Source organism: Mesorhizobium sp. WSM3860, from assembly GCF_002294995.1.
In the GTDB taxonomy this organism is placed as follows: domain Bacteria; phylum Pseudomonadota; class Alphaproteobacteria; order Rhizobiales; family Rhizobiaceae; genus Mesorhizobium.
On sequence record NZ_NSGF01000001.1, the window covers coordinates 181845 to 204888 of the forward strand.

Below are 23044 nucleotides of genomic sequence, written 5' to 3' on the forward strand. Positions count from 1 at the left end.
TCCTTCCTCCTTGAAGACGACGGGACGCGCGGCCGCTGCGCTCGCTCTCGTAGCGTTCAGCACCGCCGCCGCCTTCGCGCAGGAGGCCGCCCCGGCAGCCACCGCCGCTGCGCCGGCCGCGCCGGCGCCCGCACTCGATACCGGCAACACCGCCTGGATGCTGACGTCGACGGCGCTGGTGCTGATGATGACCATTCCGGGCCTAGCGCTGTTTTACGGCGGCATGGTGCGCAAGAAGAACGTGCTCGCCACCATCATGCAGAGCTTCGCCATCACCTGCCTGGTGACGGTGCTGTGGTTCATGTTCGGCTATTCGCTGGCCTTCTCCGACGGCGGCGGCATGAACAAGTTTATCGGCGGTGCCTCGAAATTCTTCCACCACGGCATCACCACTTCCTCGCTGTGGGCGCCCGGCGTGGCGAACATCCCCGAGTTCGTCTTCTCGATGTTCCAGATGACCTTCGCCATCATCACGCCGGCGCTGATCGCCGGCGCCTTCGCCGAGCGCCTGAAATTCTCGGCGCTCCTGATCTTCATGGGCCTGTGGCTGCTGGTCGTCTACGCGCCGGTCGCGCACTGGGTATGGGGCGGCGGCTTCCTCGCCACCGCCGGTGTGCTCGATTTCGCCGGCGGCACCGTCGTCCATATCAATGCCGGTGTCGCGGGCCTGGTCTGCGCGCTCGTTCTCGGCAAGCGCGAGGGCTACGGCACCACCAACATGGCGCCGCACAACCTGGTCTATTCGGTCATCGGCGCCTCGCTGCTGTGGGTCGGCTGGTTCGGCTTCAACGCCGGTTCGGAACTGGCGGCCGACGGCCTCGCCGGCGCTGCGATGTTGAACACGCAGGTCGCCACCGCCGCGGCGGCACTGGCCTGGATGTTCGCCGAATGGATCGTCGCCAAGAAGCCGTCGGTGCTCGGCATCATCTCGGGCGCCGTCGCCGGCCTGGTCGCGGTGACGCCGGCTTCCGGCTTCGTCAACCCGACCGGTGCCTTCTTCGTCGGCATCATCGCCGGCGTCGTCTGCTACCTGTCGGCGGTCAAGCTCAAGCATGCCATGGGCTATGACGACTCGCTCGACGCCTTCGGCGTCCATGGCGTCGGCGGCATCGTCGGCGCACTGCTGACCGGTGTGCTCGCCGATCCGGCGATCAACAGCCTGTCGTCGGGCGCCTCGCTCGCCAAGCAGGCATACGGCGTCGCTGTCACCATCGTATGGACGGCGGTCGCCACCTTGGTGATCCTCTACATCGTCAAGGCGCTGGTCGGCCTGCGTCCGAGCACCCAGGAGGAGGTCGAGGGTCTCGACGTCACCCAGCACGGCGAAGTCGTGCCATAAGGCCGAACCCTGCCAAGGACCGGCGGATCCTCCTCCCGCCGGCCCGGATATCAAGGAAAGCCGCGGCGCGGCCTTCCCGATTTACTCCCAAGATCCCGTCGTGATGCTCTCGAAAGGGGCTCACGCCTTGAGGCCCGGAAGACATTCCGGGCCTCCTTTTTTCTCCGATATGAGCATGCAGCGTTTCGATCACGTTCACTTGATCGCGCCTGTGTGAAACGTCGGCCCTTCCGGTTCCGTACTGGGATTGCGACCGCCATCGTGGTGTCGCCAAATATCAGGGAAGGAACCGACCAATGAACTGCAAGAATATCTTCCTGGGAGCAATGGCTGTGTCGATGGTCAGCGGTGTTGCACTTGCCGGCGCGCTCGACTCGCCCGACAACATGGCCCCGTTCTTCACCGATTCCAGCATGAAGACCATGAAGTCCGAGGCCGATTTCAAGGCCGCCTGGGCGACGACGGCAAAGGACAAACAGGACGCGATGATGAAGGAGTGCCAGGACGCGGCGATGAGCAAGCCTCACGCCGAATTCTGCGCCAACCTGATGCAGTACGCCGGTCACAAGTAATGTGCGGCAGATCGGGTCCTTACGGGCCTGATCGTTTCGTCGTTGCCAACGAAGGATGGCGAGCTTCATGGGCCCGCCATCCCTTTCCGGGAGCATCTCGGTAAAAGGCCATGGTTAATGCGGCCTTAACCTTCCCGCCGATAGTCTGGGAGACGAATCTCCCGGCATGCGTCACGCATCCGGCCAGGCATCGACACACGGGGAAGAGGCATGCGTTCAGGCGCTTCAGCACCGCTCGCGCTGACCGATACGGAGCACGGCATCCAGGCGTTCGCGCGGCGGCAGGTCGGGCGCCTGGTCGGCGCCGGGCTGTTCGTGTTCACCGCTTTCGGCGTCGCCAGCCTCGCTACCTGGAACGTCGCCGATCCGAGCTTTTCGCACGCCACCAACAACATCGTCACCAACGCCATGGGCTATGCGGGCGCGGTGTTTTCCGACCTTGCCATGCAGTTCTTCGGCCTTGCCGCCGTCGCCGGGCTTGTGCCGGCGGTGATCTGGGGTTTTCTGCTCTTCTCCGCCCGCAGCGTCGACAGGCTGGGCAAGCGCGGGCTTGCCTGGTTCGGCTTCGCGCTGCTTGCCGCGGCGATCGTCGGCTGCGTCACGCCGCCCAACACCTGGCCGCTGCCGACCGGTCTCGGCGGCGTGTTCGGCGACATGGTGCTGAAGATCCCGGGCATCGCCGTCGGCGGCTATCCGAAGGGCCTTTTCGCTACCATCATCGCCGTTGTGCTTGCCACGCCGGCGCTCTGGCTGTTCGCCTATGGCTCGGCGCTGATCGCGCGCAAGAACGGCTTTGCCGTCATGGAGCGCGCCGCCGAGCCGGAACCGCGCGAGCAGGACGATCTGCTCTTCGATGAGGATGAAGACGAGGGCGACGAAGGCATTCTTGCGCTCGGCGCCATCACCCATTGGTGGCTGTCCTTCCGCGCATGGATGCACCGCCGTGCCGCGCGGCGCAGGCAGGAGCGTGACGAGTTCGAGCCTCAGATGGAGCCGCGGGCCAGCGCCTGGCGCCGCGCCGCCGAACGGGTCGAATCGGCCGAGTACGCCGAATCCAGGATGAGCCCCGGCGGCCGTGCCCGCGTCGAGCCGGAATTCTTCGCCGCAATGGTCAACGACCGCAGCGCTTCGGTCGATCCGGTGGACGACGATGTCTTCGACGACGAGGAAGCCGATCTCGACGACTTCGACGACGAGGAGCCGGTCCAACGCCGCACCAATGTGCGCAACTTCCGCTCGGACGCGGCGACGCGCGTGGAGGCGCCTGCGCCGCGCCCGGTCCAAGGCGCACGCGTTCAGCGCGAGGCGCAGACCTCGCTGATCGGCTCCGGCACGTTCGAGATGCCGTCGCTGCATTTCCTGTCCGAACCGAAGAACGTGGCGAAAGACCCAAGCCTGTCGAAGGACGCGCTGGAGCAGAACGCGAGGCTGCTCGAAGGCGTGCTCGAGGATTTCGGCGTCAAGGGCGAGATCATCCATGTCCGCCCGGGTCCGGTCGTCACGCTCTATGAGCTGGAACCTGCGCCCGGCATCAAATCCTCGCGCGTCATCGGCCTTTCCGACGACATCGCCCGCTCGATGAGCGCGATCGCCTGCCGCGTCGCGGTCGTGCCCGGCCGCAACGCCATCGGCATCGAGCTGCCGAACGCCAAGCGCGAGACGGTCTATCTGCGCGAGATCATGGCGAGCCGCGATTTCGAAACCACCAAGGCGAAGCTAGCCCTGGCGCTCGGCAAGACGATCAACGGCGAAGCGGTCATCGTCGACATCGCCAAGATGCCGCACGTGCTGGTCGCCGGCACCACCGGCTCGGGCAAGTCGGTCGCCATCAACACCATGATCCTGTCGCTGCTCTACCGGCTCACCCCGCAGGAATGCCGGCTGATCATGATCGATCCGAAGATGCTCGAGCTCTCGGTCTATGACGGCATCCCGCACCTGCTCACGCCCGTCGTCACCGATCCGAAGAAGGCCGTGGTGGCGCTGAAATGGACGGTGCGCGAGATGGAAGACCGCTACCGCAAGATGTCCAAGGTCGGCGTGCGCAACATCGACGGCTTCAACGCACGCGTCAGCCAGGCCGAGAAGAAGGGCGAGAAAATCTCGCGCACCGTGCAGACCGGCTTCGACCGCCAGACCGGCGAGGCGATCTACGAGACCGAGGATCTCGACCTCGAGCCGATGCCCTATATCGTCGTCATCATCGACGAAATGGCCGACCTGATGATGGTGGCCGGCAAGGACATCGAAGGCGCGGTGCAGCGCCTGGCGCAGATGGCGCGCGCCGCCGGCATCCATGTCATCATGGCGACGCAGCGCCCGTCGGTCGACGTCATCACTGGCACCATCAAGGCCAATTTCCCCACCCGCATCTCCTTCCAGGTCACGTCGAAGATCGACAGCCGCACCATCCTCGGCGAGCAGGGGGCGGAGCAGCTGCTCGGCATGGGCGACATGCTCTACATGGCCGGCGGCGGCCGTATCCAGCGCGTCCACGGTCCCTTTGTCTCGGACGACGAGGTCGAGCGGATCGTCGGCCATCTCAAACTGCAGGGCGTGCCGGAATATCTCGACGCTATCACCGAGGATGACGAGGAAGACGACGAGGACGGCGCCTCGGGCCGGGGCGGTTCCGGCGGCGGCGGTGGCGGCAATTTCGAGGATTCCGACGATCCCTACGATCAGGCGGTGGCCGTGGTGCTGCGCGACGGAAAGGCCTCGACCAGCTACATCCAGCGCCGGCTCGGCATCGGCTACAACCGCGCGGCCTCGATCATCGAGAAGATGGAGAAGGAGGGCATCGTCGGCCCGGCCAACCACGCCGGCAAACGCGAGATTCTCGTTCCCACCGAGGACGACAAGTTCTAGCCCGGCGAGGCCCGCAGGAGGCGGCCGGCAACTTTGAACCTTCTGGCGCGTTGATGCGACCAAGCGCCGTGCGACCCGCCAAACTTAGGCCCAACTGGGGGTCCAGAGACAGCGACCAAGGCAAATCACAGGAAGTGACCGGCATGAAGACCCAGACAGATTTCGCTCCGACCCGCCGACAGGTGCTCGGCCTTGGCCTGGTGCTCGCGGGCGCCGCCGCCATCAATGTCGTGCCGGGCTTCCAACTTCTGGCCCTGGCGCAGGCCGCGGTGCCGCCGGCGGCGCAAAAGATCGCCGACCATTTTTCCTCGGTCAAATCGATGAGCGGCGAGTTCGTGCAGTTCGGCCCGAAGGGCGAGCAGACCGGCGGCAAGTTCTTCCTCGAACGTCCCGGCAAGATCCGTTTCAACTATGACGGATCGTCGAATTTCCGGGTGATCTCCGACGGCAAGTCGGTCGTCATCCTCAACAAGAAGCTGAACACCTCCGACCTCTATCCGCTGTCGAAGACGCCCTTGAAGCTTTTGCTCGACGACCGGATCGACCTCTCGGGCGGGCGCGTGAAGGCCGTCAAGGAAGAAGACGACCTCACCACCATCCAACTCTCCGACAAGTCGGTGTTCGGCAACGCCAAGATCACCATGATGTTCGATCCGAAGACCTACGAACTGCGCCAGTGGACGATCACCGACGCGCAGGGCAAGGACACGACGGTGATGATCTTCAACGTCAAGGAAGGCGTCTCCATCCCGGACGACACCTTCGCCATCGACTATACGGCGAACCGCGAGCTCAATACCAAGACGCGGTAGATCCGCCCCTGCTCAGGCAGGGACGGCCGGCAACGCGGGCCGGCTTGTCTTTATGGCGCGTGGCTGGCAGTAGATCGGCGATCTTTTGCCGGACCTCCCTAGATGCCCTTCACCATAGCCACCTGGAACATCAACTCGGTGCGTCTGCGCATGCCGATCGTCGAGCGGCTGCTCAAGGAGCAGGCGCCCGACGTGCTCTGCCTGCAGGAAACCAAGGTTCCGGACGAGCTGTTTCCGGAAAAGGCTTTCCGCAAGGCGGGATACGAGCACATCCTGTTCCACGGCCAGAAAGGGTATCACGGCGTGGCGACGGTGGCGCGCCGGCCGATCGAGCTGGTTGAGAAGCGGCGTTTCTGCGAGATCGACGACAGCCGGCATCTCTCGGTCAAGGTCCAGGCCGGTGGCAGGTCGATCCTGCTGCACAATTTCTACGTTCCGGCCGGCGGCGACGAGCCGGACCCGGAGATCAACCGGAAATTCCGCCACAAGCTCGATTTCGTCTACGAGATGAACAGCGTGCCGGCGAGCCAGGACGATGCCTCGATCCTGGTGGGCGACCTCAACATCGCGCCGCAGGAGCATGACGTGTGGTCGCACAAGCAATTGCTCAACGTCGTCAGCCACACGCCGGTCGAGACCGAACACTTCGAGGCGATGCGGCAGGCCGGCGGCTGGGTCGATCTGATGCGGCTCAACGTGCCGGCCGAGCAAAAACTCTACACCTGGTGGAGCTACCGCGCGAAGGACTGGGAAGCATCGAACCGCGGCCGGCGGCTCGACCATATCTGGTCGTCCGCCAATCTGGTGCCGAGCTTTGCCGGCTACGAGATTCTCAAGGCGGCGCGCGGCTGGGAGAAGCCGTCGGACCATGTGCCGGTCATCGCGAAGTTTCAATTGGATTGAGCGCTCAATCGGCTGAGGCCCTAGGGGGCGTCTATTCCGTAAACCGCGGCGCCAGCTCCTCGATGCGGGCGATCATCTCCTGGAATTCCTCCAGGATGCGCTCGTGCAGTTGCACCGCCAGCTCCGGATACTCCTCCAGGATGCGGCGGAACATCTTGCGGCTCAAGCGGATCACTTCCGAATCGACCGCGGCCGAGGCGCTGGTCAGCCGGTTGGTGTCGGCGATCAGGGCCAGTTCGCTGAGCATGGCGCCGGGGCCTGCCGTGCCCATCGGGACGCGTTCGCCGCTGCCCTGCTCGCGATAGAGCACGATGCGCCCGCTGACCACGATATAGGCCGAGTCGGCCACGTCATCCTCGCGGTAGAGCTTGTGGTCGGCCTGCAGAAAAGTGGTCTCGGCGCCGAAGGCGAGCAGGCGCAACTGTTCCTGCGTGAAGCCCTGAAAAAGCTTCACGGCGGACAGGATGCGGATGTCGTCATCCAGCGCCATGCTAGCTGTGTCCCCGAGCGGTCAGTCCAGTCCCTCCTTTGGAGCGCCGCCTCCTTCCGGGAGCGCGCACTCCAACTTTCAATCACGCAACGTGCGATGCGTGCAGCGAGCCGATCCATCACCCTCCAGCACCAGGATCGTCCCGAGGCAGTCCCGCCCGACCGCGCATTAGATCATGAAATGTTTAAGGAACCAGCTTGTAGCCGCCGCTTTCTGTCACAAGAATTTCGGCATTGGAAGGATCGCGCTCAATCTTCTGGCGCAGCCGGTAGACATGGGTTTCCAGCGTGTGGGTGGTGACGCCGGAGTTGTAACCCCACACTTCTTCCAGCAGCACGTCGCGCGTTACCACCTTCTGGTCGGCGCGATAGAGATATTTGATGATCGAGGCTTCCTTTTCGGTCAGCCGCACCTTGGCGCCGCGCGGATCGATCAAAAGCTTCTGGCTGGGCTTGAAGGTGTAGGGGCCGACCGAGAAGGTGGCGTCCTCGCTCTGCTCGTGCTGGCGCAACTGCGCACGGATGCGGGCCAAGAGCACGGCGAAGCGGAAAGGCTTGGTGACGTAGTCGTTGGCGCCGGCCTCGAGCCCCAGAATCGTGTCGGAATCGGTGTCGTGGCCGGTCAGCATGATGATCGGCGCCTTATAGCCGCCCTTGCGCAGGATTTTCACCGCCTCGCGACCGTCCATGTCGGGCAGGCCGACGTCCATGATGAGCAGATCGACAAGGCCGCCGCGCGCCGCGGCAACGCCTTTTGCGGCAGAGGCTTCCTGCTGGACGTCGAATTCCTCGTAAAGCGCCAGTTGCTCGACGAGGGTGGCTCGCAGGTCGTCGTCGTCGTCAACGATCAGAATGGTGCGTGATGTCATGATCAATCCGTTGTTTTAAAAAGAATATTCAGTTGACCTCCCCCCATTTATGCGGAAGCTCACCGGCGCAACAGTCGATCACAGTGATTTGTTCCGTGAGACAATCATACAAGAAAAAACGTGCGCGCAATGCGGCAGGCGCATTTTTGCCGAAAGGCCTGCAGGTCCTGGTTGTGCGCGCGAGGCCCGGCAACCCTGCGCAGGGATTTCTGCAAGCCGGCAAGACGGTGTTTCCCTGCGCCCTCGGGCGCGGCGGCATTTCCGCCAGCAAGCGCGAGGGCGACGGCGCGACGCCGCTGGCTGCGATGCGGATATTGTCAGGCTATTTCCGCAACGACCAGTTTCCCGGCGGGCGCCGGACGAGGCTGGCGATGGCGCCGATCGGCCCGGATCTCGGCTGGTGCGAGGTGCCGCAAGACCGCAACTACAATCGGCCGGTGAAGATCCCCTATGGCGCCAGCCATGAACGGATGCGGCGCGCCGACCAGCTCTATGATGTGTGCCTGGTGCTGGACTGGAACATCGCGCCGCGCCGGCGCGGGCGCGGCAGCGCAATCTTCTTCCATCTGGCGCGCCCCGGCTTCACGCCGACGCAGGGTTGCGTCGCGGTGACGGCGCGCACCATGGCGAGGCTGCTTCCGATGCTGTCGGACCGGACGGTGGTGAAGGTGGTGAGGTAGGAGTAGGGGAGTAGGGGATGTCACGCCGGACGCAGGTCCACCGAACCGAGATTCCCTACCTTCCTACTCCCCTACTCCCTTCTTCCCTTAGTGCCGCGCAGGCTGCTGCCAACCCGTATCCAGCAATCCGATCCGGCCAAACTCCCGGTCCATCGCCTTTGCGATGTCCCTGCGCTCGGCGCCAATGTCGCGCAACTGGCGATCGGAGAGATTCTCGACGGATTCGTCGGAAAGCCGAGCGGCGACCCGGGCTTGGCGCAGCCAATCGAATGCCGAACGCAGCCAAAGCGTGATGCCGGAGTCGGATTTCTGGGCGGCGTGAGATTTCAGGACGATCTCGGTCATGGCTCTATCCGTGTTCTCCGGATATCAAATCCGGTTTGATGGTTGATCGATGCAGCCATCTTGCCGGATTGAAAAACAAACGGGAAACGAGTAGTTCTTGTCTGATCATAAAGTTTTATTTGGAGATCGGATGGCCCGCTTGCTGCCCGGAACGCGTGCGTTGAGGACGTTCGAGGCGGCGGCCCGGCACCTCAATTTCACCCGTGCCGCGGACGAGCTTGGCCTGACGCCGGCGGCGGTCAGCCACCAGATCAAGGAAATAGAGGATCAGCTCGACCTCATGCTGTTCACGCGCACCAGCCGCACCATCCGGCTAACCGAAGCGGGAAACGTTCTGTTCGAAGCCTCGGTCGATGCGCTCGACCTGCTTGGCCGCGCCGTTACCCGCGCGCGCAAGATGACGAGAGGCACGGCGCTGCTGAAAGTGACGCTCGACGCGCAGTTCGCAACCAAGTGGCTGATGCGGCGCGTCGACGTTTTCCGCCGGCAGAAGCCGGGTGTCGAGTTGCGCTTCGATATTACCTATGAAGTCAGGGATTTTGAGCGGGACGATGTCGATATCGGCATTCGTTTCGGCGCCGGCAAATATCCCGGGCTCTGCGCTCACCGGCTGTTCGAGAACATCATCATCCCCGTCTGCAGCCCGGCGCTGCTCGCCTCAGGCCCGCCGCTGAAGGAGCCGCGCGATCTCTTCCACCATACGCTTGCGCATATCGAATGGTCCCGGCAGGGCGTCACTTGGCCGAACTGGAGCATGTGGATGCACGCGGCAGGCGTCGAAGATTTCGACGACAGCCGCACCCTTGTCTTCGGGTCCTCGACCGATGCCGCGCAGGCGGCGCTCCGACGGCAATGCGGTGGCGCTTGCCGACTTCGCCATGGTGGCCAACGACCTTTCGCAAGGGCGGCTGATCCGGCCCTTCGAGCTCGGCATCAAGGTCGCGCCGGAATTCGCCTATTTCCTGGTTTATCCGGAAGCGATGAAGGACGACGCGCGCATCGTCGCCTTCCGCGAATGGCTTCTCGACGAAGTCACGAAAGACGCAGATGCGGGGTAGCAGCTCCGGACCGCTCTATCTCTTTGTTTGGCGCAATTCGGACGGAAACCGTTTCACTTTTCCTGGATGCTCTAGCCTGCCGGCGCGGCCGGCGCGCCGAACCAACCGATCACGGCGCCGATGATGAGCAGCACGCCGAGCCAATGGCCGGCATCGATCAGCGTGAGGTCCCAGCCGAAGCCCTCATAGCGGTGGTTGACCGACAGCGTGGTGGCGACGAAGCCAAACCAGAGCACAAAGCCGAAGATCACGCCGGCGAGCGGGTTGGGCTCGCCGCCGGTCATCGCGCCGACCACCAGCGTCATGACCAGCGCCATGACGAGCTCGGCGACGAAACTGACGATGAACGGAACGGCCGAGCGCTTCATCGTCGCCGGATCGAGCTTTGCCGCCTTCAGCCAGGGCTTGCTCAGGCCCATGTACCAGGCGGCGCCGAACAGCCAGGCCGCGACGGCGGCGACGATCACCGCCAGCCAGTTCACCGTTGAGAAATCCATAGAATCCCCTCCCGAAAGATGAGCGATGGAAGCCCTGTTCGCCGGCCGCGTCAAGCCGAAGCGGTCGAAGCCCATCGCCATACGGTCGTGCGCTTGACCTCGGCATCCTCCAGAACGCGCGTCACGGGCACCTGGTAGGAGGCGAGCGATTGCAGGCCGGCCTTCGGCAGATAGGCGCGGCCGGGATCACCGACGAGGATGTCGGCCCCGCGCGCCCTGAGGCTCGTGAACCACGGCGTCAGCCTGTCCGCCAAAGGCTTGTCGTAGAAGACGTCGCCGGCGAGGACGACGTCCCAGCCGTCATCCGTGCCGATGCAGTCTCTGTCGAGAAATTCGGCCTTTACGCCATTGGCTTCCAGGTTGAGGGTGATAATCGTCGCGCAAAAGGGATCGATATCGGCCGCGGTCACTTCAGCCGCGCCGGCCTTCAAGGCAGCGATGGCGACCATGCCGGAGCCGGAGGCGAAGTCGAGCACGCGTTTCCCCCGCACCGCCGCCGGATGGTCGAGCACATAGCGGGCGAGGCCCTGGCCGCCGGCCCAGGCGAAAGCCCAGAAGGGCGGCGGCAGGCCGATCTCGGCCAGCTCCTCCTCGGTGCGCAGCCACAGGTCGTGCGCCTCGTCGGCCAGGTGCAGCAGCACTTCCGGCACATGCGGCGGCGCCATCAGCGCCGTATTGTCGAGGATGAAGGTCTTCGCGTTTTTCGGGGTGAGCCTGATCACGGCGCCGGGTCGAGGCCGGCCATGCGGCAGACCTCTTTCCACTCTGCCGGCGTCACCGGCTGCACGGAAAGCCGGCCAAGCCGAACGAGCGCCATGTCGGCCAGTTTCGGATTGGCCTTGACCTGTTCCAACGTCACCGGCTTCGGCACGTCCTTCCAGGCGCGGATGTCGACGCATTCCCAGCGCGGGTCGTCGGTGGTGGTGTCGGGGTGGGCGAGCGCGCAGACCTCGGCGATGCCGACGATGTCGAGGCCTTCATTGGAATGATAGAAGAAACCGAGGTCGCCGATCTGCATGGCTTTCATGTTGTTGCGCGCGGCGTAGTTGCGCACGCCGTCCCACTGCGTGCCGGCCTTGCCCTTCGCCTTCAGCGCCTCGAAGGAAAAGACCGACGGTTCGGACTTGAACAGCCAGTAGTTCATCTCAGTTGTCCCCTTGCCATTGCCGGTTCGCCACGATGACGCGTCGGCGCTCTTGCTACCCTTATCCTTTCCCCGTTCTCGCGGGGAGAGGGGAGCACAAGCGAGCGGTCACGCGCCGGCGGGCTTCTGGAAAACCCAGTTCCATGCACGAATTTCGACGCTTTCGAACAGGCCGGCCTTCGCGTAAGGGTCGGCGGCCGCCAGGGCTTGCGCGCTAGCCATATCGGGCGCCTCGATCATCACCAGGCTTCCGTCGGGCTTGCCGTCGGCGTCGAGGAAGGGACCGGCAAAGGCAAGTCTTCCTTCGCTGATCAGGCCTTCCAGGAACGCCGCATGCGCCGGCCTTGTGTCGGCGCGCAGTTGCAAGCTGCCGGGCTTGTCCTTGCAAATCAACGCAAACAGCATGTTTCAAACTCCGAGAATTCAGATGTCGGTTTCGGTTTTGAGCGGCCTTGTCATCAGCGCCGTCACGGCCTGGCCGATGGTCACCCTGCCATCGAGGATGGCGGCGACAGCGGAAATGATCGGCGCTTCGATGCCGCGCTCGGCGGCGATGCGGGCGGCAATGCCGGCCGTCGGCACACCTTCGGCGAGCGGCAGGCCGGCAAGCGGCTTGCCCTGGCCCAGCGCCAGGCCATAGGCGAAATTGCGCGACTGCGCCGAGGAACAGGTGAGCAGCAGGTCGCCGAGGCCGGAGAGCCCCATCAGCGTTTCCGGCCTGGCGCCGAAGGCGGCGCCGATGCGGCGCAGCTCGACGAAGCCGCGCGTCACCATTGCGGCCTGGGCGCTGGCGCCAAGCTTGGCTCCGGTGACGGCGCCGGCAGCAATGGCGAAGACGTTCTTCAGCGCGCCGCCGATCTCGACGCCGATCAGATCGTCGCTGGAATAGCAGCGCAGGTTCTCGGCCGAGAAGCGGGCGGCGAGATCGGCCGCCAGTTCTCCGTCGCGGGCGGCAACCACCACCGCCGTCGGCAGGCCGCGCGCGACGTCGGTGGCGAAGCTCGGACCGGAAAGTGCCGCGACCGGATTGTCCGGCAGGTTTTCCTCGACGATCGAGGACAGCAGCGCCCCGGTGCCGCGCTCGATGCCCTTGGCGCATAGGACGAGCGGCGCGCCGGGCGGCACATGGCCGGCAGCAGCGGTCAGCACCGTGCGCAGCGACTGCGCCGGCGTCACCGCCAGCACGCAATTCGCACCGTCGAGCGCAGCAGCGATATCGCTGGTGGCGACGATGCCAGGCTCGATCGCGATGCCGGGCAGATAACGCGGGTTTTCGCCACGGTCGATCGCAGCGACGGTTTCGGGATCGCGGGCATAGAGGCGGACAAAATGGCCGGCGCGCAGCATCGCGAGCGCCAGCGCCGTGCCCCATGCGCCGCCGCCAAGCACGGCGACGCGCCAGCCGCTGGGCGCCTTGGCCTGTGCGCCGTTCGTGACCGTGTCAGTCATGCCTTTGCCCCGCGACGGCCCGAGCCGACCAAGGGGGCGGAAACACTGTCCAGCGGCCAGCGCGAGCGCGGCACGAAGTCGGCGGCGCTCTCGTCGGCGATCCCGGCGCGCAGCCGCTCGATGCCGGCCCAGGCGATCATCGCGGCATTGTCGGTGCAAAGCTTTTGCGGCGGCGCGACGAATGCGAAGCCGGCCTTGGAACAGCGTGCCTCCAATGTCGTCTTGATCGTGCGGTTGGCGGCGACGCCGCCGGCGACGACCAGCGCCGGCTTTGCCTTGTCGGGGAATTCCTTGCGGAAACGGGCGAGCGCCCGCGCGACACGGTCGCCCAGCGCATCGGCCACCGCCGCCTGAAAGGAGGCGCAGATGTCGGCGACGTCTTGGTCGCTGAGCGGCGCGATTGCCGTTGCCGCCTGGCGCACAGCGGTCTTCAGGCCGGAGAAGGAGAAATCCGGCTGCGCGGAGCCTTTCATCGGACGCGGGAAGGCAAAGCGGCTCGCATCGCCGCCGACCGCTGCCTTTTCGACATTCGGCCCGCCCGGATAGGGCAGGCCAAGCATCTTGGCTGTTTTGTCGAAGGCTTCGCCCAGCGCATCGTCGATGGTCGTTGCCCAGCGCTGGTAGTCGCCGACCCCGCGCACCGCGACGATCTGGGTATGGCCGCCGGACACCAGCAAGAGCAGATAGGGAAAGTCGAGCCCCTCGGTCAGCCGGGCGGTCAGCGCGTGACCTTCGAGGTGGTTGATGGCGATCAGCGGCTTGTTCGCGGCGGCGGCAATCGCCTTTGCGGTCATCAGGCCAACGATCAGCCCGCCGACCAGCCCGGGCCCGGCAGTCGCGGCGACGGCGTCGACCTCGTCGAGGGACACAGCCGAATCGGTCAGCGCTGCCTCGACGATCCCATCCAGCGCCTCTACATGGGCGCGCGCGGCGATTTCGGGCACGACACCGCCGAAGGCGGCGTGCTCCTCGATCTGGCTGAGCACCACGTTGGAGAGGATTTCGGGCGCGGAGCCGCCGTCCAGCGCCACCACGCTGGCGGCCGTCTCATCGCAGCTTGTCTCAATGCCCAGAACGCGGATCAATTCGTCGCTGTCCTCGAAGATTGTGTCTCCGACCTTTCCTATATAGGAGGTCTGTCGATATTCAGGTGATGCCGGCCTGCAAATGGCGGTTTTCTGCGCTTCCAGTGCTCACGTACCGAAAAGTACGCTCCGCTCCGGTTCTCGAAATCCGCCATTTTCGGCTCGGCCTGACCTGAAATCTCGGCAGACCTCGAAATCGCTTCGGGGGTTATCACGGACCGCGCGCCATGCAAACAACCTTGAAAATCGGAACACGCGGCAGCCCGCTGGCGCTCGCCCAGGCGCATGAAACGCGGGTGCGGCTTATGCAGGCGCATGGTCTTCCCGAGCAGGCCTTCGAAGTGGTGCCGATCTCGACCAGCGGCGACCGGATTCAGGACCGGCCGTTGTCTGAAGCGGGCGGCAAGGGCCTGTTCACCAAGGAGATCGAGGAAGCGCTGCTCGACCGCCGCATCGATATCGCCGTGCATTCCTCGAAGGACATGCCGACGGTGCTGCCCAACGGGCTGGAGCTTTCCACCTTCCTGCCGCGCGAGGATGCGCGCGACGCCTTCATTGGCAAGGCCGCGAAGCGGATCGCCGATCTGCCGCATGGCGCGACCGTCGGCTCGTCGTCGCTCCGGCGCCAGGCGCTGCTCCGCCGGATGCGCCCGGATCTCAATGTGGTGATGTTTCGCGGCAATGTGCAGACCAGACTGCGCAAGCTGGATGAGGGCGTGGCCGAAGGCACCATCCTCGCCTATGCCGGGCTGAAGCGGCTCGGGCTGGAGAGCGTCATCACCGATCTGATGCCGCTGGATGTCTTTCCGCCGGCGCCGGGGCAGGGCGCGATCGGCATCGAAAGCCGCATCGGCGACGGCGCGGTCGAAAAAATGCTGGCGGCCATTCACGACGTGCCGACCGGCCAGGCGCTGACCTGCGAGCGCGCTTTTCTTGCAGCGCTCGACGGCTCCTGCCGCACGCCGATCGCTGGCCATGCGATCGTTTCGGACGAAAACCTGTCTTTTGCCGGGCTGATCATCTCGCCCGACGGCACCCAGTCGCATGAGGTCAAACTGGACGGCCCGGCCAGGGACGCGGCGAACATCGGCGCGGAAGCCGCGCGGAGAGTGCGCGCCAAGGCCGGCGCAAAATTCTTCGACGGCTGGGCCTGATATGGTCCGCGTCCTGGTGACGAGGCCGGAACCGGGCGCCTCCCGCACCGCCCGGCGCCTTGAAGCCCAGGGGTTTCAGCCCATCCTGCTGCCGCTGACGGAAACGGTGGCGCTGCCGGTCGAGGCCGGCGTCTTCGCCGCCGCTGCCGCGGTCGCGGTCACCAGCGCCAACGCAGTGCGCCACGCGCCCAAGGAACTGGTCGCCGCGCTTGCCGCCCTGACTTGCCATGCGGTCGGGAAAAGGACGGCTGAAGCCTGCCGTGCGGCTGGATTTACGTCCGTCTCTGAAGGCCCAGGCGATGCCGAAGCACTGGCCGGCGCGATAATTGGCGAACTCACGGGCAAGGAGATGATCTATCTTTGCGGCCGGGTGCGCTTTCCGGTGTTCGAAGAACGGCTGGCGGTGGCCGGGGTGCGTGTCCGGCCTGTCGAGACCTACGACACCAGCGAATTGGACTATCGCGACGACGCCGTCGTTGCCCGATTGTCAGGCATGCCGGTCGAGGCAGTGCTGCTCTATTCGACCAAGGCGGCGCCTGCGATGGCTGGCCTGGCCATGCGCCCAACGCTACGACATCTCTTTGAAAGGGCGAGGTTTTTGGCCCTTTCCGCTCGAATCGCCAAAGCATTGCGAGGGATTGACGCGCAAAAGGTTCGCATTGCCTCCCAACCCGACGAGGACGCGCTGCTCAAGCTTTTGTCGCTGCCGGGCTGAGCCGCGTCATCACACCGCCCCTTTTCACCGCTTGGTGATGTGGTAGAGCATCCTTGAGCTCTAGACCCTTTGAACCATCCTCAAGCCAATTTGCGGAGCCCAAGCATGGTCAAGACGCCTAAGGTGCGACATTCGAAGAGCCGGCGCGAGCCGGTGACCATCGAGCTCGAACCCGGCGCCGTCTCGCGAATCACCGACGGGGATGCCGCCAACACCGACACCAATACGGCACGGACCGACGAGGCGAAGGCGGAGGAAGGGGCTGCTGCTTCGCAGCCGGAAGCTCCCGAAGAGCCGATCCATGCCGAACAGGCCGACATCGAGCCGTGGGAACACGCCGACGCGGCGCGGGGCGGAGCTGACCAGCCTGGAACCAACAAGGATGGGACGGAAGCACCCTATCCGGGCAGCGAAGAGGCTCCGAGGAGCGAGCCGAAAAGCTTCGGCTACAGTTTCGAGGATGCGTCGGCAGCCAAGACCAGTTCTGCCGCCTCGGCGTCGAAGCCGAGCGAAAACCGAAGCGACGATCGCGACTTCCCGGCCGCCAGGCGCTCAGGCGTCAACATGATTGCCGCCGGCGTGATCGGCGGCGTTGTCGCGCTTGCCGGCGCCGGTCTTCTGCAAGCGGTAGGGCTGCTCGGCTCTCCGACTTCGGTCGGCATCTCGCCGGACGGCGTCACTGGCGAGATCGCGTCGCTGAGAAGTCAAATCGCCGCGCTCAAGGAGACGGGCGATACCGGCGCTTCGGCCAAGGTCGACGGCCTGTCCTCGGCGCTCGACCAGGTGAAGTCGGACATCGCGGCGCTGAAATCCTCGGCCGGACAGAGCGGCGACGGCGCCGCGCTCAAGGCGCTCACCGACAAGGTCGGCCAGATCGAGACGTCGGTTGCCGACCTGCAGAAGGCCGGAAGTGCTGCACCGGTCGATCTCGCGCCGCTCAACGAGAAGCTTGCCGGGCTCGACGCGCTGGTCAAATCCGCCGGCGACGCGGCAAAGGCGGCGGACAGCCGGATCGCGACGCTGGAGCAGTCGGTGTCGCAGCTCTCGGGCAAGGTCGAGGCGCAGGCCTCACAGCCGAAGATCGCGTTGGCAATTGCCGCTTCGGCGCTGAAGGCGGCGCTCGATCGCGGCGCGCCCTTCGCGACCGAGCTCGACACCTTCGCGGCGATTGCCCCCAACGCGCCCGAGCTTAATGTTCTGCGCGGCTATGCGGAAAAAGGCGTGCCCACGCGAGCCACCATCGCTTCCGAAGCCGACGCCGCCGCCAACGCCATGGTCGAGGCGGCGACGCCGGTCGACCGGAATGCCGGCTTCTTCCAAAGCCTGGTGTCGAGTGCGAAATCGTTGGTGCAGGTGCGGCCGGTGGGCGCCGTCGAAGGCAAGGGCGTGCCGGAAACGGTCGCGCGCATTGAAGTGGCAGTCAACCAGGGCGACTACGCCAAGGCTGTCGCCGAATACGATACCCTGCCTGATGCTTCAAAGGCGGCCGGCGCCGATTTCGCCGGCAAACTGAAGGCGCGGCTCGAGGTCGAAAGGCAGATCGAAACGCTGATTGCCGGCGCGACCAAGGCGTGAGGACCGTAAAATGATCCGCATCCTTGTCTTCCTCGCCGTCGTCTTCGCGCTGGGGCTCGGCTTTGCTTGGCTGGCCGACCGCCCGGGCGAGATGATCGTCACCTTCAACGGCTATCAATATCAGGTCACGCTGATGGTGGCGGCGGTGGCGATCGTCGCCGTGGTTGCCGCGGTGATGATCGTCTGGTGGCTGATCAAGTCGCTGTGGAACAGCCCCTATGCGATCTCGCGCTATTTCCGGGTGCGCCGTCGCGACCGTGGCTACCAGGCGCTGTCGACGGGCATGATCGCGGCCGGAGCGGGCGACGGCGCGCTGGCGCGCAAGAAGACCAAGGAGGCAGCCAAGCTGATCAGCTCCGACCAGGAGCCGCTGATCAACCTGCTCGATGCGCAGGCCTCGCTGCTCGAAGGCGACCATGAAGGCGCGCGGGAGAAATTCGAGCGCATGCTCGACGATCCGGAGATGCGGCTGCTCGGCCTGCGCGGGCTCTATCTCGAAGCCGAACGGCTGGGCGACCGCAACGCCGCGCGCCACTATGCCGGCCGCGCCGCAGCTGTGGCACCGCAGCTTGCCTGGGCGGCGGAATCGACCCTGGAGGAGCTGACCGAGCGCGGCGACTGGGACGGCGCGTTGAAGCTGGTCGAGGCGCAGAAGTCGACCCGGCAAATCGAACGCGATGCCGCCAACCGCCGCCGCGCCGTGCTGCTCACCGCCAAGGCGCAGGCGCTGGTCGACAGCGACCCGAACGCTGCCCGGACCGCGGCGCTCGAAGCCAACAAGCTGGCGCCCGATTTCGCGCCGGCCGCGGTGATCGCGGCCAACCTGCTGATTAAGCAGAACGATGTGCGCAAGGGTTCCAAGATACTGGAGACCGCTTGGCGAGCCGAGCCGCATCCGGACATTGCCGAGCTTTACATCCATGCGAGGCCGGGCGATGCCGTGCTCGATCGCCTCAACCGGGCGAAAAAGCTGCAGGAATTGAAGAAGAACCATGCCGAATCGTCGATGGCCGTGGCGCGCGCCGCGCTCGACGCGCAGGATTTCGCCACCGCCAGACGCGAGGCGGAGTCCGCAATCCGCATGGATCGCCGCGAAGGCGCCTATCTGTTGCTGGCCGACATCGAGGAGGCCGACAGCGGCGACCAGGGCAAGGTGCGGCAGCTGCTGTCCAAGGCTGTGCGCGCGCCGCGCGATCCGGCCTGGGTGGCGGACGGTGTCGTCTCGGAGCGCTGGGCGCCGGTATCGCCGATTACCGGCAAACTCGACGCGTTCACCTGGCGCGCGCCGATGGAGCGGCTCGGGCAACTGATCGACAGCGAGGTTGAGGAGGCGGTTCCCGCGATCGCTGCATCGGCGCCCGCTTTGCAGGCTGAAGAGAGAGCGATCGACCTTGAGCCCGAAAGTTCGGCCGAGAAGCCGGCCGCCGAGGCGCCGAACGGCGTGGAGAGGGAAAGCGCGGTCGCCGCTGCCGACGACACAGTGGTCGAGCAGGCGCCGGAGTTGCCGCGCTTGCCGGATGATCCCGGCGTGACGCCGGAAGACGAGGCGGAAAAATCGCCGCGCCGGTTTCGTTTGTTTTGAGGCTCGGCTTGGCGGACAGGGAAAAAGCATCGATGTTCGAACGCGTATTGTCCTTCCTGAGGGATTTGCCTGCTGCGGGCGCGAGCAAGCCAAGCGCGGACGATCCGCGCGTCGCGGCCTCGGCGCTGCTCTACCACGTGATGAACGCCGACGGCGTGCGCCAGGATGTCGAGTGGGAGCGCTTCAAGGAGATCCTGGCCGAGACTTATTCGATCAGCGGCGACGAGCTCGACGCGCTGGCCGCCGCCGGCGAGCGTGCCGATAACGAGGCGATCGACCTCTATGCCTTCACCAGCGTGCTCAAGCGCCATCTCGATGCCGAGGCGCGGAAGGCTTTCATCGGCCTGATGTGGGAGATCGTCTATGCCGACGGCGAGCTGCACGAGCTCGAGGACAACACCGTCTGGCGCGTCGCCGAACTGATCGGCGTCGAGCGCCACGACCGGATCGAGGCGCGCCGTAAGGCGGCGGCCGAGGCGCCGGGCGCGCGGGGCACATCGAGCGACGAATAGCTGGACCTTTCTTCTTCCATGCCACCCAGACCCAGGCCGAGACCAAAAATCCTGATCGTGCTGCATCAGGAGACTTCGAGCCCCGGCCGCGTCGGCCATATGCTTCTGGAAGAAGGTTTCGATCTCGACATTCGCCGGCCGCCGCTTGGCGAAGAGCTGCCCTGCACTTTGGACGGCCACGCCGGGGCGGTGATCTTCGGCGGGCCGATGAGCGCCAACGACCAGGACGAGTTCGTCCGCCGTGAGACCGACTGGCTCGAAATCCCGCTCAAGGAGAACCGGCCCTTTCTCGGGATCTGCCTCGGCGCGCAGATGCTCGCCAGGCATCTCGGCGGCAGGGTCGAGGGCCATGGCGAAGGACTGGTCGAGATCGGCTGGTATCCGCTGAAGCCGACCGAGGCCGGCAAGAAACTGCTGCACTGGCCGGAGATGGTCTACCAGTTCCACCGCGAGGGCTTTTCGCTGCCGAAGGACGCGACGCTGCTTGCGACCGCCGATACCTATCCCAACCAGGCTTTTCGTTATGGCGAGAATGCTTGGGGCATCCAGTTCCATGGCGAGCTGACCAGGGTGATGATGCAGCGCTGGGTGGTGCGCGGCGCGCATCGCTTCGAACTGCCCGGCGCGCAGCCCGGCCGCGATCATCTCGGCGGCCGGCTGATCTGGGACATGCACCTCAAGCGCTGGCTCGGCGAATTTTTGCAGCTGATCTTCGGCAAGCCGGCCGTAGGGTGAGTTTTTTGCCGCCATTGTAGAGGGAAACCGCTGCGCTCTTCTCCTGGATTGCGATTAAGGTTTCGAGACAGCGCAAACCCTGGGGAATAGCCGAAGCCTCTCAACCTCTTCATTCCAGGGTCTCCGTGACGAAGATTCCTGCGCCGAGAGCTAGTTGCGGCTGTTCAAATGCCGCACCTGCCGCAGCGCCGGGAACAGCCAGGCCCATAGCCCCGCAACGGCGATCGCGCCGATGCCGCCGATCACCACCGCCGGCACGGTGCCGATCAGTGCGGCCATGGTGCCGGCGCGGAACTCGCCGACTTCGTTGGAGGCGCCGACAAAGACCTGGTTGACGGCGTTGACGCGGCCGCGCACCTCGTCGGGCGTCCAGAGCTGGATCAGCGTCTCGCGGATATAGACGCTGAACATGTCGGTGGCGCCGAGCATGGCGAGCGCCGCGATCGACAGCCAGGTGATGGTGGAGACGCCGAACAGCACGGTGAAGGCGCCGAACAAGGCGACGAAACCGAGCATGATCTTGCCGGCATGGTCGCGGATCGGATGGCCGGCGAGCCAGACCGCCACGGCGATGGCGCCGATGCCGGGCGCCGAACGCAGCAGGCCGAGACCCCAGGGCCCGAGTTCGAGGATGTCGCGGGCATAGACAGGCAGCAGCGCCGAGGCGCCGGAGAGGAGCACGGCGAACAGGTCGAGCGAGATCGCGCCGAGCACGATCTTCTCGCCCCAGATGTAACGAAAGCCGGCAAACAGGGTCTGCATCGTCGGCTTGTCGGTAGCCGTCTGCTGCGCGGGCTTGGGGATGGTGAAGACGAGCAGCGCGGCGACAAGCATCAGGATCGCCGCAGTGGCGTAGGCGATCTCCGCCGAAAGGCCGTAGAGCAGGCCGCCGGCGACCGGGCCGACGATGGTCGCCGTCTGCCATGCGGACGAATTCCAGGCGATGGCGTTGGCAAAATCCTCCTGCGGCACGAGATTGGCGAAGAGCGAGGAGGAGGCAGGCCCGTAGAATGCGCGCGCGACGCCGAACAGGGCAAGCACGGCGAAGATCGGCAGCGCGTCGGTCAGGCCGCGCAGCGTCAGGAACAGAAGGGCGAGCGCGCATGCCGCCTCGACCAGCGACGACAGCGTCATGATCAGCCGGCGGCCGAAGCGGTCGGCGACCACGCCAGTGACCAGCACCAACAGCAGCGACGGCAGGAACTGGACGATGCCGACGATGCCGAGGTCGAAGGGGTTGCGCGTCAGGTCATAGACCTGCCACCCGACCGCGACCGAGACGATCATGGTTGCGAAAGTGGTGAGGAACCGCGCCGTCCAGTAGCTGAGGAACGGGCGGTGCCGGAAGGCGGCGTAACGCTGGTCGGGTGACGTTGATTCGACAGACATGGTTCAAGGCCCCGTTGTGACATCGGCCGGCGGGGCACTTCCACGGTGGGCGCTGGTCCGGCCGGAGACCCTTAGCCCAGTTCGCCTCGTCGCGCGCGCAAAAAATCGGCGCCGGACGAAGGAACTTCGGATTTATCGTTCGCGGTGGAAAGAGGATCAGCCTCTCAGCGCGGCAGAGATCGCTTGCAACCCGCCGCGCAATCCCGCCTCGTTAGGCCAGCCGAAGCCGACGCGGAAGAATCGCTTCGGCATTTCAAACCAATGGCCGGGACCGACATAAGTGCCGTGCTCTTCCAGGAGCCGCGCGTAGAATCGGTCGAGGTCGAAACCCGCATCGACATTCAGCCGCAGGAAGCCGACCACACCGCCCTGCGGCCGCACCCAGTCGACCAGCGGCTCGCCGTCGATCCAGGCCTGGACGATATCGCGACGCTTGGCCATCTGCGGCAGCAACGATGCAAGGAAAGTATCGCGGCGCTCGAGCATGGAGCGTGCGATCGCCTCGTCGATGACGCTGCCGCAGATGCCGATCTGCTCCTTGGCGGCGAGGAACGTCTCTTGCAGACCCTTGTCCTTGCTGACCAGCCAGCCGATCCGGATGCCCGGAATGCCAAATGCTTTTGACAGGGAACAGACGCTGATCGCGCGTGGACTGAGCGATGCCGCGGAGGGGAGGCGCTCGCCATAGGAGAGATCGCGATAGGTCTCGTCAACCAGAAGCCGGCAGCGGCGACTTTCCGCAAGGGCGACCAGCGCATCGAGATCGGCGCGGGTCATCATCGTGCCGGTCGGGTTGTGCGGGCAGGTGACGCTGATCAGCCTGGTGTTCGGCTGCACAGCCGCCGCGACGCGCGCGACATCGACGGCGAAGCCCTCGTCGAAATCGAGATCGACATAGCTGATGGCGCAGCCGATTGCCTTGGGCGTCTCGATGTTGGTGGCATAGTTCGGCCGCACGACGACGAGATGGTCATCGGCTGAAAGCAGCGAGCTGGCGATGATAAACAAGGCGCCGGCAGCGCCGGCGGTCACCAGCACGTCGTCCGCGGAAAGCCCTTTGTCCTGCCCGGCGATCAGCGCGCGCAATTCCTTGTCGCCGCGATGCTCGCCGTAGAACAAAGTGAGGTCGGGCAGCGACAGGCCGATGTCGGAAAGCTTCTGGTCGGCGATCGAGCTTTCGGAGAGATTGAAGCGGATGCGATCGTAGCCGTATTCCTCCGGCGCTTCCTTCTCGATCACCATCCTTGCGTAGTTCATGGCAGCTCCCGAAGT

The 23044-nt window shown here is 65.2% G+C and carries 23 protein-coding genes and 1 pseudogene; 13 read left to right on the top strand and 11 right to left on the bottom strand.

The window, feature by feature from the left end:
* Positions 1 to 157: 157 nt before the first annotated feature.
* From CK220_RS01010 to xth, 5 genes are all read left to right on the top strand, one after another.
* Positions 158 to 1339 carry an ammonium transporter gene (locus tag CK220_RS01010; RefSeq protein ID WP_245428955.1) on the top strand — a complete coding sequence of 394 codons (1182 nt, stop codon included), beginning with the start codon at positions 158 to 160 and terminating at the stop codon, positions 1337 to 1339.
* A 296-nt stretch (positions 1340 to 1635) separates the two neighbouring features.
* Positions 1636 to 1911: a hypothetical protein gene (locus CK220_RS01015; protein ID WP_095809781.1), complete on the top strand. Its 276-nt coding sequence runs from the start codon at positions 1636 to 1638 to the stop codon at positions 1909 to 1911.
* A gap of 210 nt (positions 1912 to 2121) precedes the next feature.
* Positions 2122 to 4779 carry a DNA translocase FtsK gene (locus CK220_RS01020; RefSeq protein ID WP_095809782.1) on the top strand — a complete coding sequence of 886 codons (2658 nt, stop codon included), beginning with the start codon at positions 2122 to 2124 and terminating at the stop codon, positions 4777 to 4779.
* Between the two features lie 143 nt (positions 4780 to 4922).
* Positions 4923 to 5591 carry an outer membrane lipoprotein carrier protein LolA gene (locus tag CK220_RS01025; protein ID WP_095809783.1) on the top strand — a complete coding sequence of 223 codons (669 nt, stop codon included), beginning with the start codon at positions 4923 to 4925 and terminating at the stop codon, positions 5589 to 5591.
* A 102-nt stretch (positions 5592 to 5693) separates the two neighbouring features.
* Positions 5694 to 6494 carry an exodeoxyribonuclease III gene (xth, locus tag CK220_RS01030; RefSeq protein WP_095809784.1) on the top strand — a complete coding sequence of 267 codons (801 nt, stop codon included), beginning with the start codon at positions 5694 to 5696 and terminating at the stop codon, positions 6492 to 6494.
* Between the two features lie 31 nt (positions 6495 to 6525).
* Here the strand turns inward: xth and CK220_RS01035 are convergent, their stop codons facing one another.
* Both CK220_RS01035 and CK220_RS01040 read right to left on the bottom strand, forming a co-directional pair.
* Entirely contained in the window at positions 6526 to 6984 is a 459-nt protein-coding gene (locus CK220_RS01035; RefSeq protein ID WP_095809785.1) for a cyclic nucleotide-binding domain-containing protein, read from the bottom strand.
* 184 nt (positions 6985 to 7168) lie between these two features.
* On the bottom strand, positions 7169 to 7852 hold the full coding sequence (locus CK220_RS01040) for a response regulator transcription factor (protein WP_095809786.1): 684 nt from the start codon (positions 7850 to 7852) through the stop codon (positions 7169 to 7171).
* 146 nt (positions 7853 to 7998) lie between these two features.
* On the opposite strand from CK220_RS01040, the gene CK220_RS01045 reads away from it, so the two are divergent.
* Entirely contained in the window at positions 7999 to 8532 is a 534-nt protein-coding gene (locus CK220_RS01045; RefSeq protein ID WP_245428894.1) for a L,D-transpeptidase, read from the top strand.
* An 87-nt stretch (positions 8533 to 8619) separates the two neighbouring features.
* Here CK220_RS01045 and CK220_RS01050 read toward each other — a convergent pair whose 3' ends face one another.
* On the bottom strand, positions 8620 to 8877 hold the full coding sequence (locus CK220_RS01050; RefSeq protein WP_095809788.1) for a hypothetical protein: 258 nt from the start codon (positions 8875 to 8877) through the stop codon (positions 8620 to 8622).
* Positions 8878 to 9007: 130 nt separating this feature from the next.
* Between CK220_RS01050 and gcvA the strand changes: the two are divergent.
* Positions 9008 to 9935, top strand: a pseudogene (gcvA, locus tag CK220_RS01055) (transcriptional regulator GcvA).
* Positions 9936 to 10006: 71 nt separating this feature from the next.
* Here gcvA and CK220_RS01060 read toward each other — a convergent pair.
* The 6 genes from CK220_RS01060 to tsaD all read right to left on the bottom strand — a co-directional run bounded on the left by CK220_RS01060 (position 10007) and on the right by tsaD (position 14107).
* Positions 10007 to 10432, bottom strand: a complete 426-nt coding sequence (locus CK220_RS01060; RefSeq protein ID WP_095809789.1) for a DUF1761 domain-containing protein — start codon at positions 10430 to 10432, stop codon at positions 10007 to 10009.
* A gap of 50 nt (positions 10433 to 10482) precedes the next feature.
* The gene (locus tag CK220_RS01065) at positions 10483 to 11154 is read right to left on the bottom strand and encodes a methyltransferase (RefSeq protein WP_095809790.1); all 672 of its coding nucleotides are present in this window, start codon (positions 11152 to 11154) and stop codon (positions 10483 to 10485) included.
* Complete coding sequence (locus CK220_RS01070) at positions 11151 to 11576, bottom strand: EVE domain-containing protein (RefSeq protein ID WP_095809791.1); 426 nt, start codon at positions 11574 to 11576, stop codon at positions 11151 to 11153. The genes CK220_RS01065 and CK220_RS01070 overlap by 4 nt, the downstream gene beginning before the upstream one ends.
* Before the next feature lie 108 nt (positions 11577 to 11684).
* Entirely contained in the window at positions 11685 to 11981 is a 297-nt protein-coding gene (locus CK220_RS01075) for a YciI-like protein (protein ID WP_095809792.1), read from the bottom strand.
* An 18-nt stretch (positions 11982 to 11999) separates the two neighbouring features.
* Positions 12000 to 13025, bottom strand: coding sequence for an NAD(P)H-dependent glycerol-3-phosphate dehydrogenase (locus CK220_RS01080; protein ID WP_095809793.1), 1026 nt, complete (start codon positions 13023 to 13025; stop codon positions 12000 to 12002).
* A complete protein-coding gene (gene tsaD / locus CK220_RS01085; protein WP_176478975.1) occupies positions 13022 to 14107 on the bottom strand; it encodes a tRNA (adenosine(37)-N6)-threonylcarbamoyltransferase complex transferase subunit TsaD in 1086 nt (361 codons plus the stop codon). The genes CK220_RS01080 and tsaD overlap by 4 nt, the downstream gene beginning before the upstream one ends.
* Positions 14108 to 14337: 230 nt before the next feature.
* Between tsaD and hemC the strand changes: the two genes are divergently transcribed.
* From hemC to CK220_RS01115, 6 genes are all read left to right on the top strand, one after another.
* Entirely contained in the window at positions 14338 to 15264 is a 927-nt protein-coding gene (gene hemC, locus CK220_RS01090; RefSeq protein ID WP_095809795.1) for a hydroxymethylbilane synthase, read from the top strand.
* A gap of 1 nt (position 15265) precedes the next feature.
* Entirely contained in the window at positions 15266 to 15979 is a 714-nt protein-coding gene (locus CK220_RS01095; protein ID WP_095809796.1) for a uroporphyrinogen-III synthase, read from the top strand.
* A gap of 105 nt (positions 15980 to 16084) precedes the next feature.
* Positions 16085 to 17554 (top strand): mitofilin family membrane protein, encoded by a 1470-nt coding sequence (locus tag CK220_RS01100; protein WP_095809797.1) that lies wholly within the window; start codon positions 16085 to 16087, stop codon positions 17552 to 17554.
* A gap of 10 nt (positions 17555 to 17564) precedes the next feature.
* On the top strand, positions 17565 to 19136 hold the full coding sequence (locus tag CK220_RS01105) for a heme biosynthesis protein HemY (protein WP_095809798.1): 1572 nt from the start codon (positions 17565 to 17567) through the stop codon (positions 19134 to 19136).
* Positions 19137 to 19168: 32 nt separating this feature from the next.
* On the top strand, positions 19169 to 19648 hold the full coding sequence (locus tag CK220_RS01110; RefSeq protein ID WP_095810239.1) for a TerB family tellurite resistance protein: 480 nt from the start codon (positions 19169 to 19171) through the stop codon (positions 19646 to 19648).
* An 18-nt stretch (positions 19649 to 19666) separates the two neighbouring features.
* Positions 19667 to 20383, top strand: coding sequence for a glutamine amidotransferase (locus tag CK220_RS01115; RefSeq protein WP_095809799.1), 717 nt, complete (start codon positions 19667 to 19669; stop codon positions 20381 to 20383).
* 150 nt (positions 20384 to 20533) lie between these two features.
* Here the strand turns inward: CK220_RS01115 and CK220_RS01120 are convergent, their stop codons facing one another.
* Together CK220_RS01120 and CK220_RS01125 are read right to left on the bottom strand one after the other, a co-directional pair.
* Positions 20534 to 21772: an MFS transporter gene (locus CK220_RS01120; protein WP_095809800.1), complete on the bottom strand. Its 1239-nt coding sequence runs from the start codon at positions 21770 to 21772 to the stop codon at positions 20534 to 20536.
* 156 nt (positions 21773 to 21928) lie between these two features.
* Positions 21929 to 23029 (bottom strand): pyridoxal phosphate-dependent aminotransferase, encoded by a 1101-nt coding sequence (locus CK220_RS01125; RefSeq protein WP_095809801.1) that lies wholly within the window; start codon positions 23027 to 23029, stop codon positions 21929 to 21931.
* Positions 23030 to 23044: the final 15 nt, after the last annotated feature.

Bases quoted from the DNA above. Each gene is read 5' to 3' on its own strand.
- CK220_RS01120 (WP_095809800.1), bottom strand. From the start codon at position 21,772: ATGTCTGTCGAATCAACGTCACCCGACCAGCGTTACGCCGCCTTCCGG.
- xth (WP_095809784.1), top strand. From the start codon at position 5,694: ATGCCCTTCACCATAGCCACCTGGAACATCAACTCGGTGCGTCTGCGC.
- CK220_RS01080 (WP_095809793.1), bottom strand. From the start codon at position 13,025: ATGACTGACACGGTCACGAACGGCGCACAGGCCAAGGCGCCCAGCGGC.
- CK220_RS01095 (WP_095809796.1), top strand. From the start codon at position 15,266: ATGGTCCGCGTCCTGGTGACGAGGCCGGAACCGGGCGCCTCCCGCACC.
- CK220_RS01040 (WP_095809786.1), bottom strand. From the start codon at position 7,852: ATGACATCACGCACCATTCTGATCGTTGACGACGACGACGACCTGCGA.
- CK220_RS01100 (WP_095809797.1), top strand. From the start codon at position 16,085: ATGGTCAAGACGCCTAAGGTGCGACATTCGAAGAGCCGGCGCGAGCCG.
- CK220_RS01110 (WP_095810239.1), top strand. From the start codon at position 19,169: ATGTTCGAACGCGTATTGTCCTTCCTGAGGGATTTGCCTGCTGCGGGC.
- CK220_RS01125 (WP_095809801.1), bottom strand. From the start codon at position 23,029: ATGAACTACGCAAGGATGGTGATCGAGAAGGAAGCGCCGGAGGAATAC.
- CK220_RS01010 (WP_245428955.1), top strand. From the start codon at position 158: ATGCTGACGTCGACGGCGCTGGTGCTGATGATGACCATTCCGGGCCTA.
- CK220_RS01060 (WP_095809789.1), bottom strand. From the start codon at position 10,432: ATGGATTTCTCAACGGTGAACTGGCTGGCGGTGATCGTCGCCGCCGTC.
- CK220_RS01015 (WP_095809781.1), top strand. From the start codon at position 1,636: ATGAACTGCAAGAATATCTTCCTGGGAGCAATGGCTGTGTCGATGGTC.
- CK220_RS01020 (WP_095809782.1), top strand. From the start codon at position 2,122: ATGCGTTCAGGCGCTTCAGCACCGCTCGCGCTGACCGATACGGAGCAC.
- CK220_RS01105 (WP_095809798.1), top strand. From the start codon at position 17,565: ATGATCCGCATCCTTGTCTTCCTCGCCGTCGTCTTCGCGCTGGGGCTC.
- CK220_RS01025 (WP_095809783.1), top strand. From the start codon at position 4,923: ATGAAGACCCAGACAGATTTCGCTCCGACCCGCCGACAGGTGCTCGGC.
- hemC (WP_095809795.1), top strand. From the start codon at position 14,338: ATGCAAACAACCTTGAAAATCGGAACACGCGGCAGCCCGCTGGCGCTC.
- CK220_RS01070 (WP_095809791.1), bottom strand. From the start codon at position 11,576: ATGAACTACTGGCTGTTCAAGTCCGAACCGTCGGTCTTTTCCTTCGAG.
- CK220_RS01050 (WP_095809788.1), bottom strand. From the start codon at position 8,877: ATGACCGAGATCGTCCTGAAATCTCACGCCGCCCAGAAATCCGACTCC.
- CK220_RS01115 (WP_095809799.1), top strand. From the start codon at position 19,667: ATGCCACCCAGACCCAGGCCGAGACCAAAAATCCTGATCGTGCTGCAT.
- CK220_RS01035 (WP_095809785.1), bottom strand. From the start codon at position 6,984: ATGGCGCTGGATGACGACATCCGCATCCTGTCCGCCGTGAAGCTTTTT.
- CK220_RS01075 (WP_095809792.1), bottom strand. From the start codon at position 11,981: ATGCTGTTTGCGTTGATTTGCAAGGACAAGCCCGGCAGCTTGCAACTG.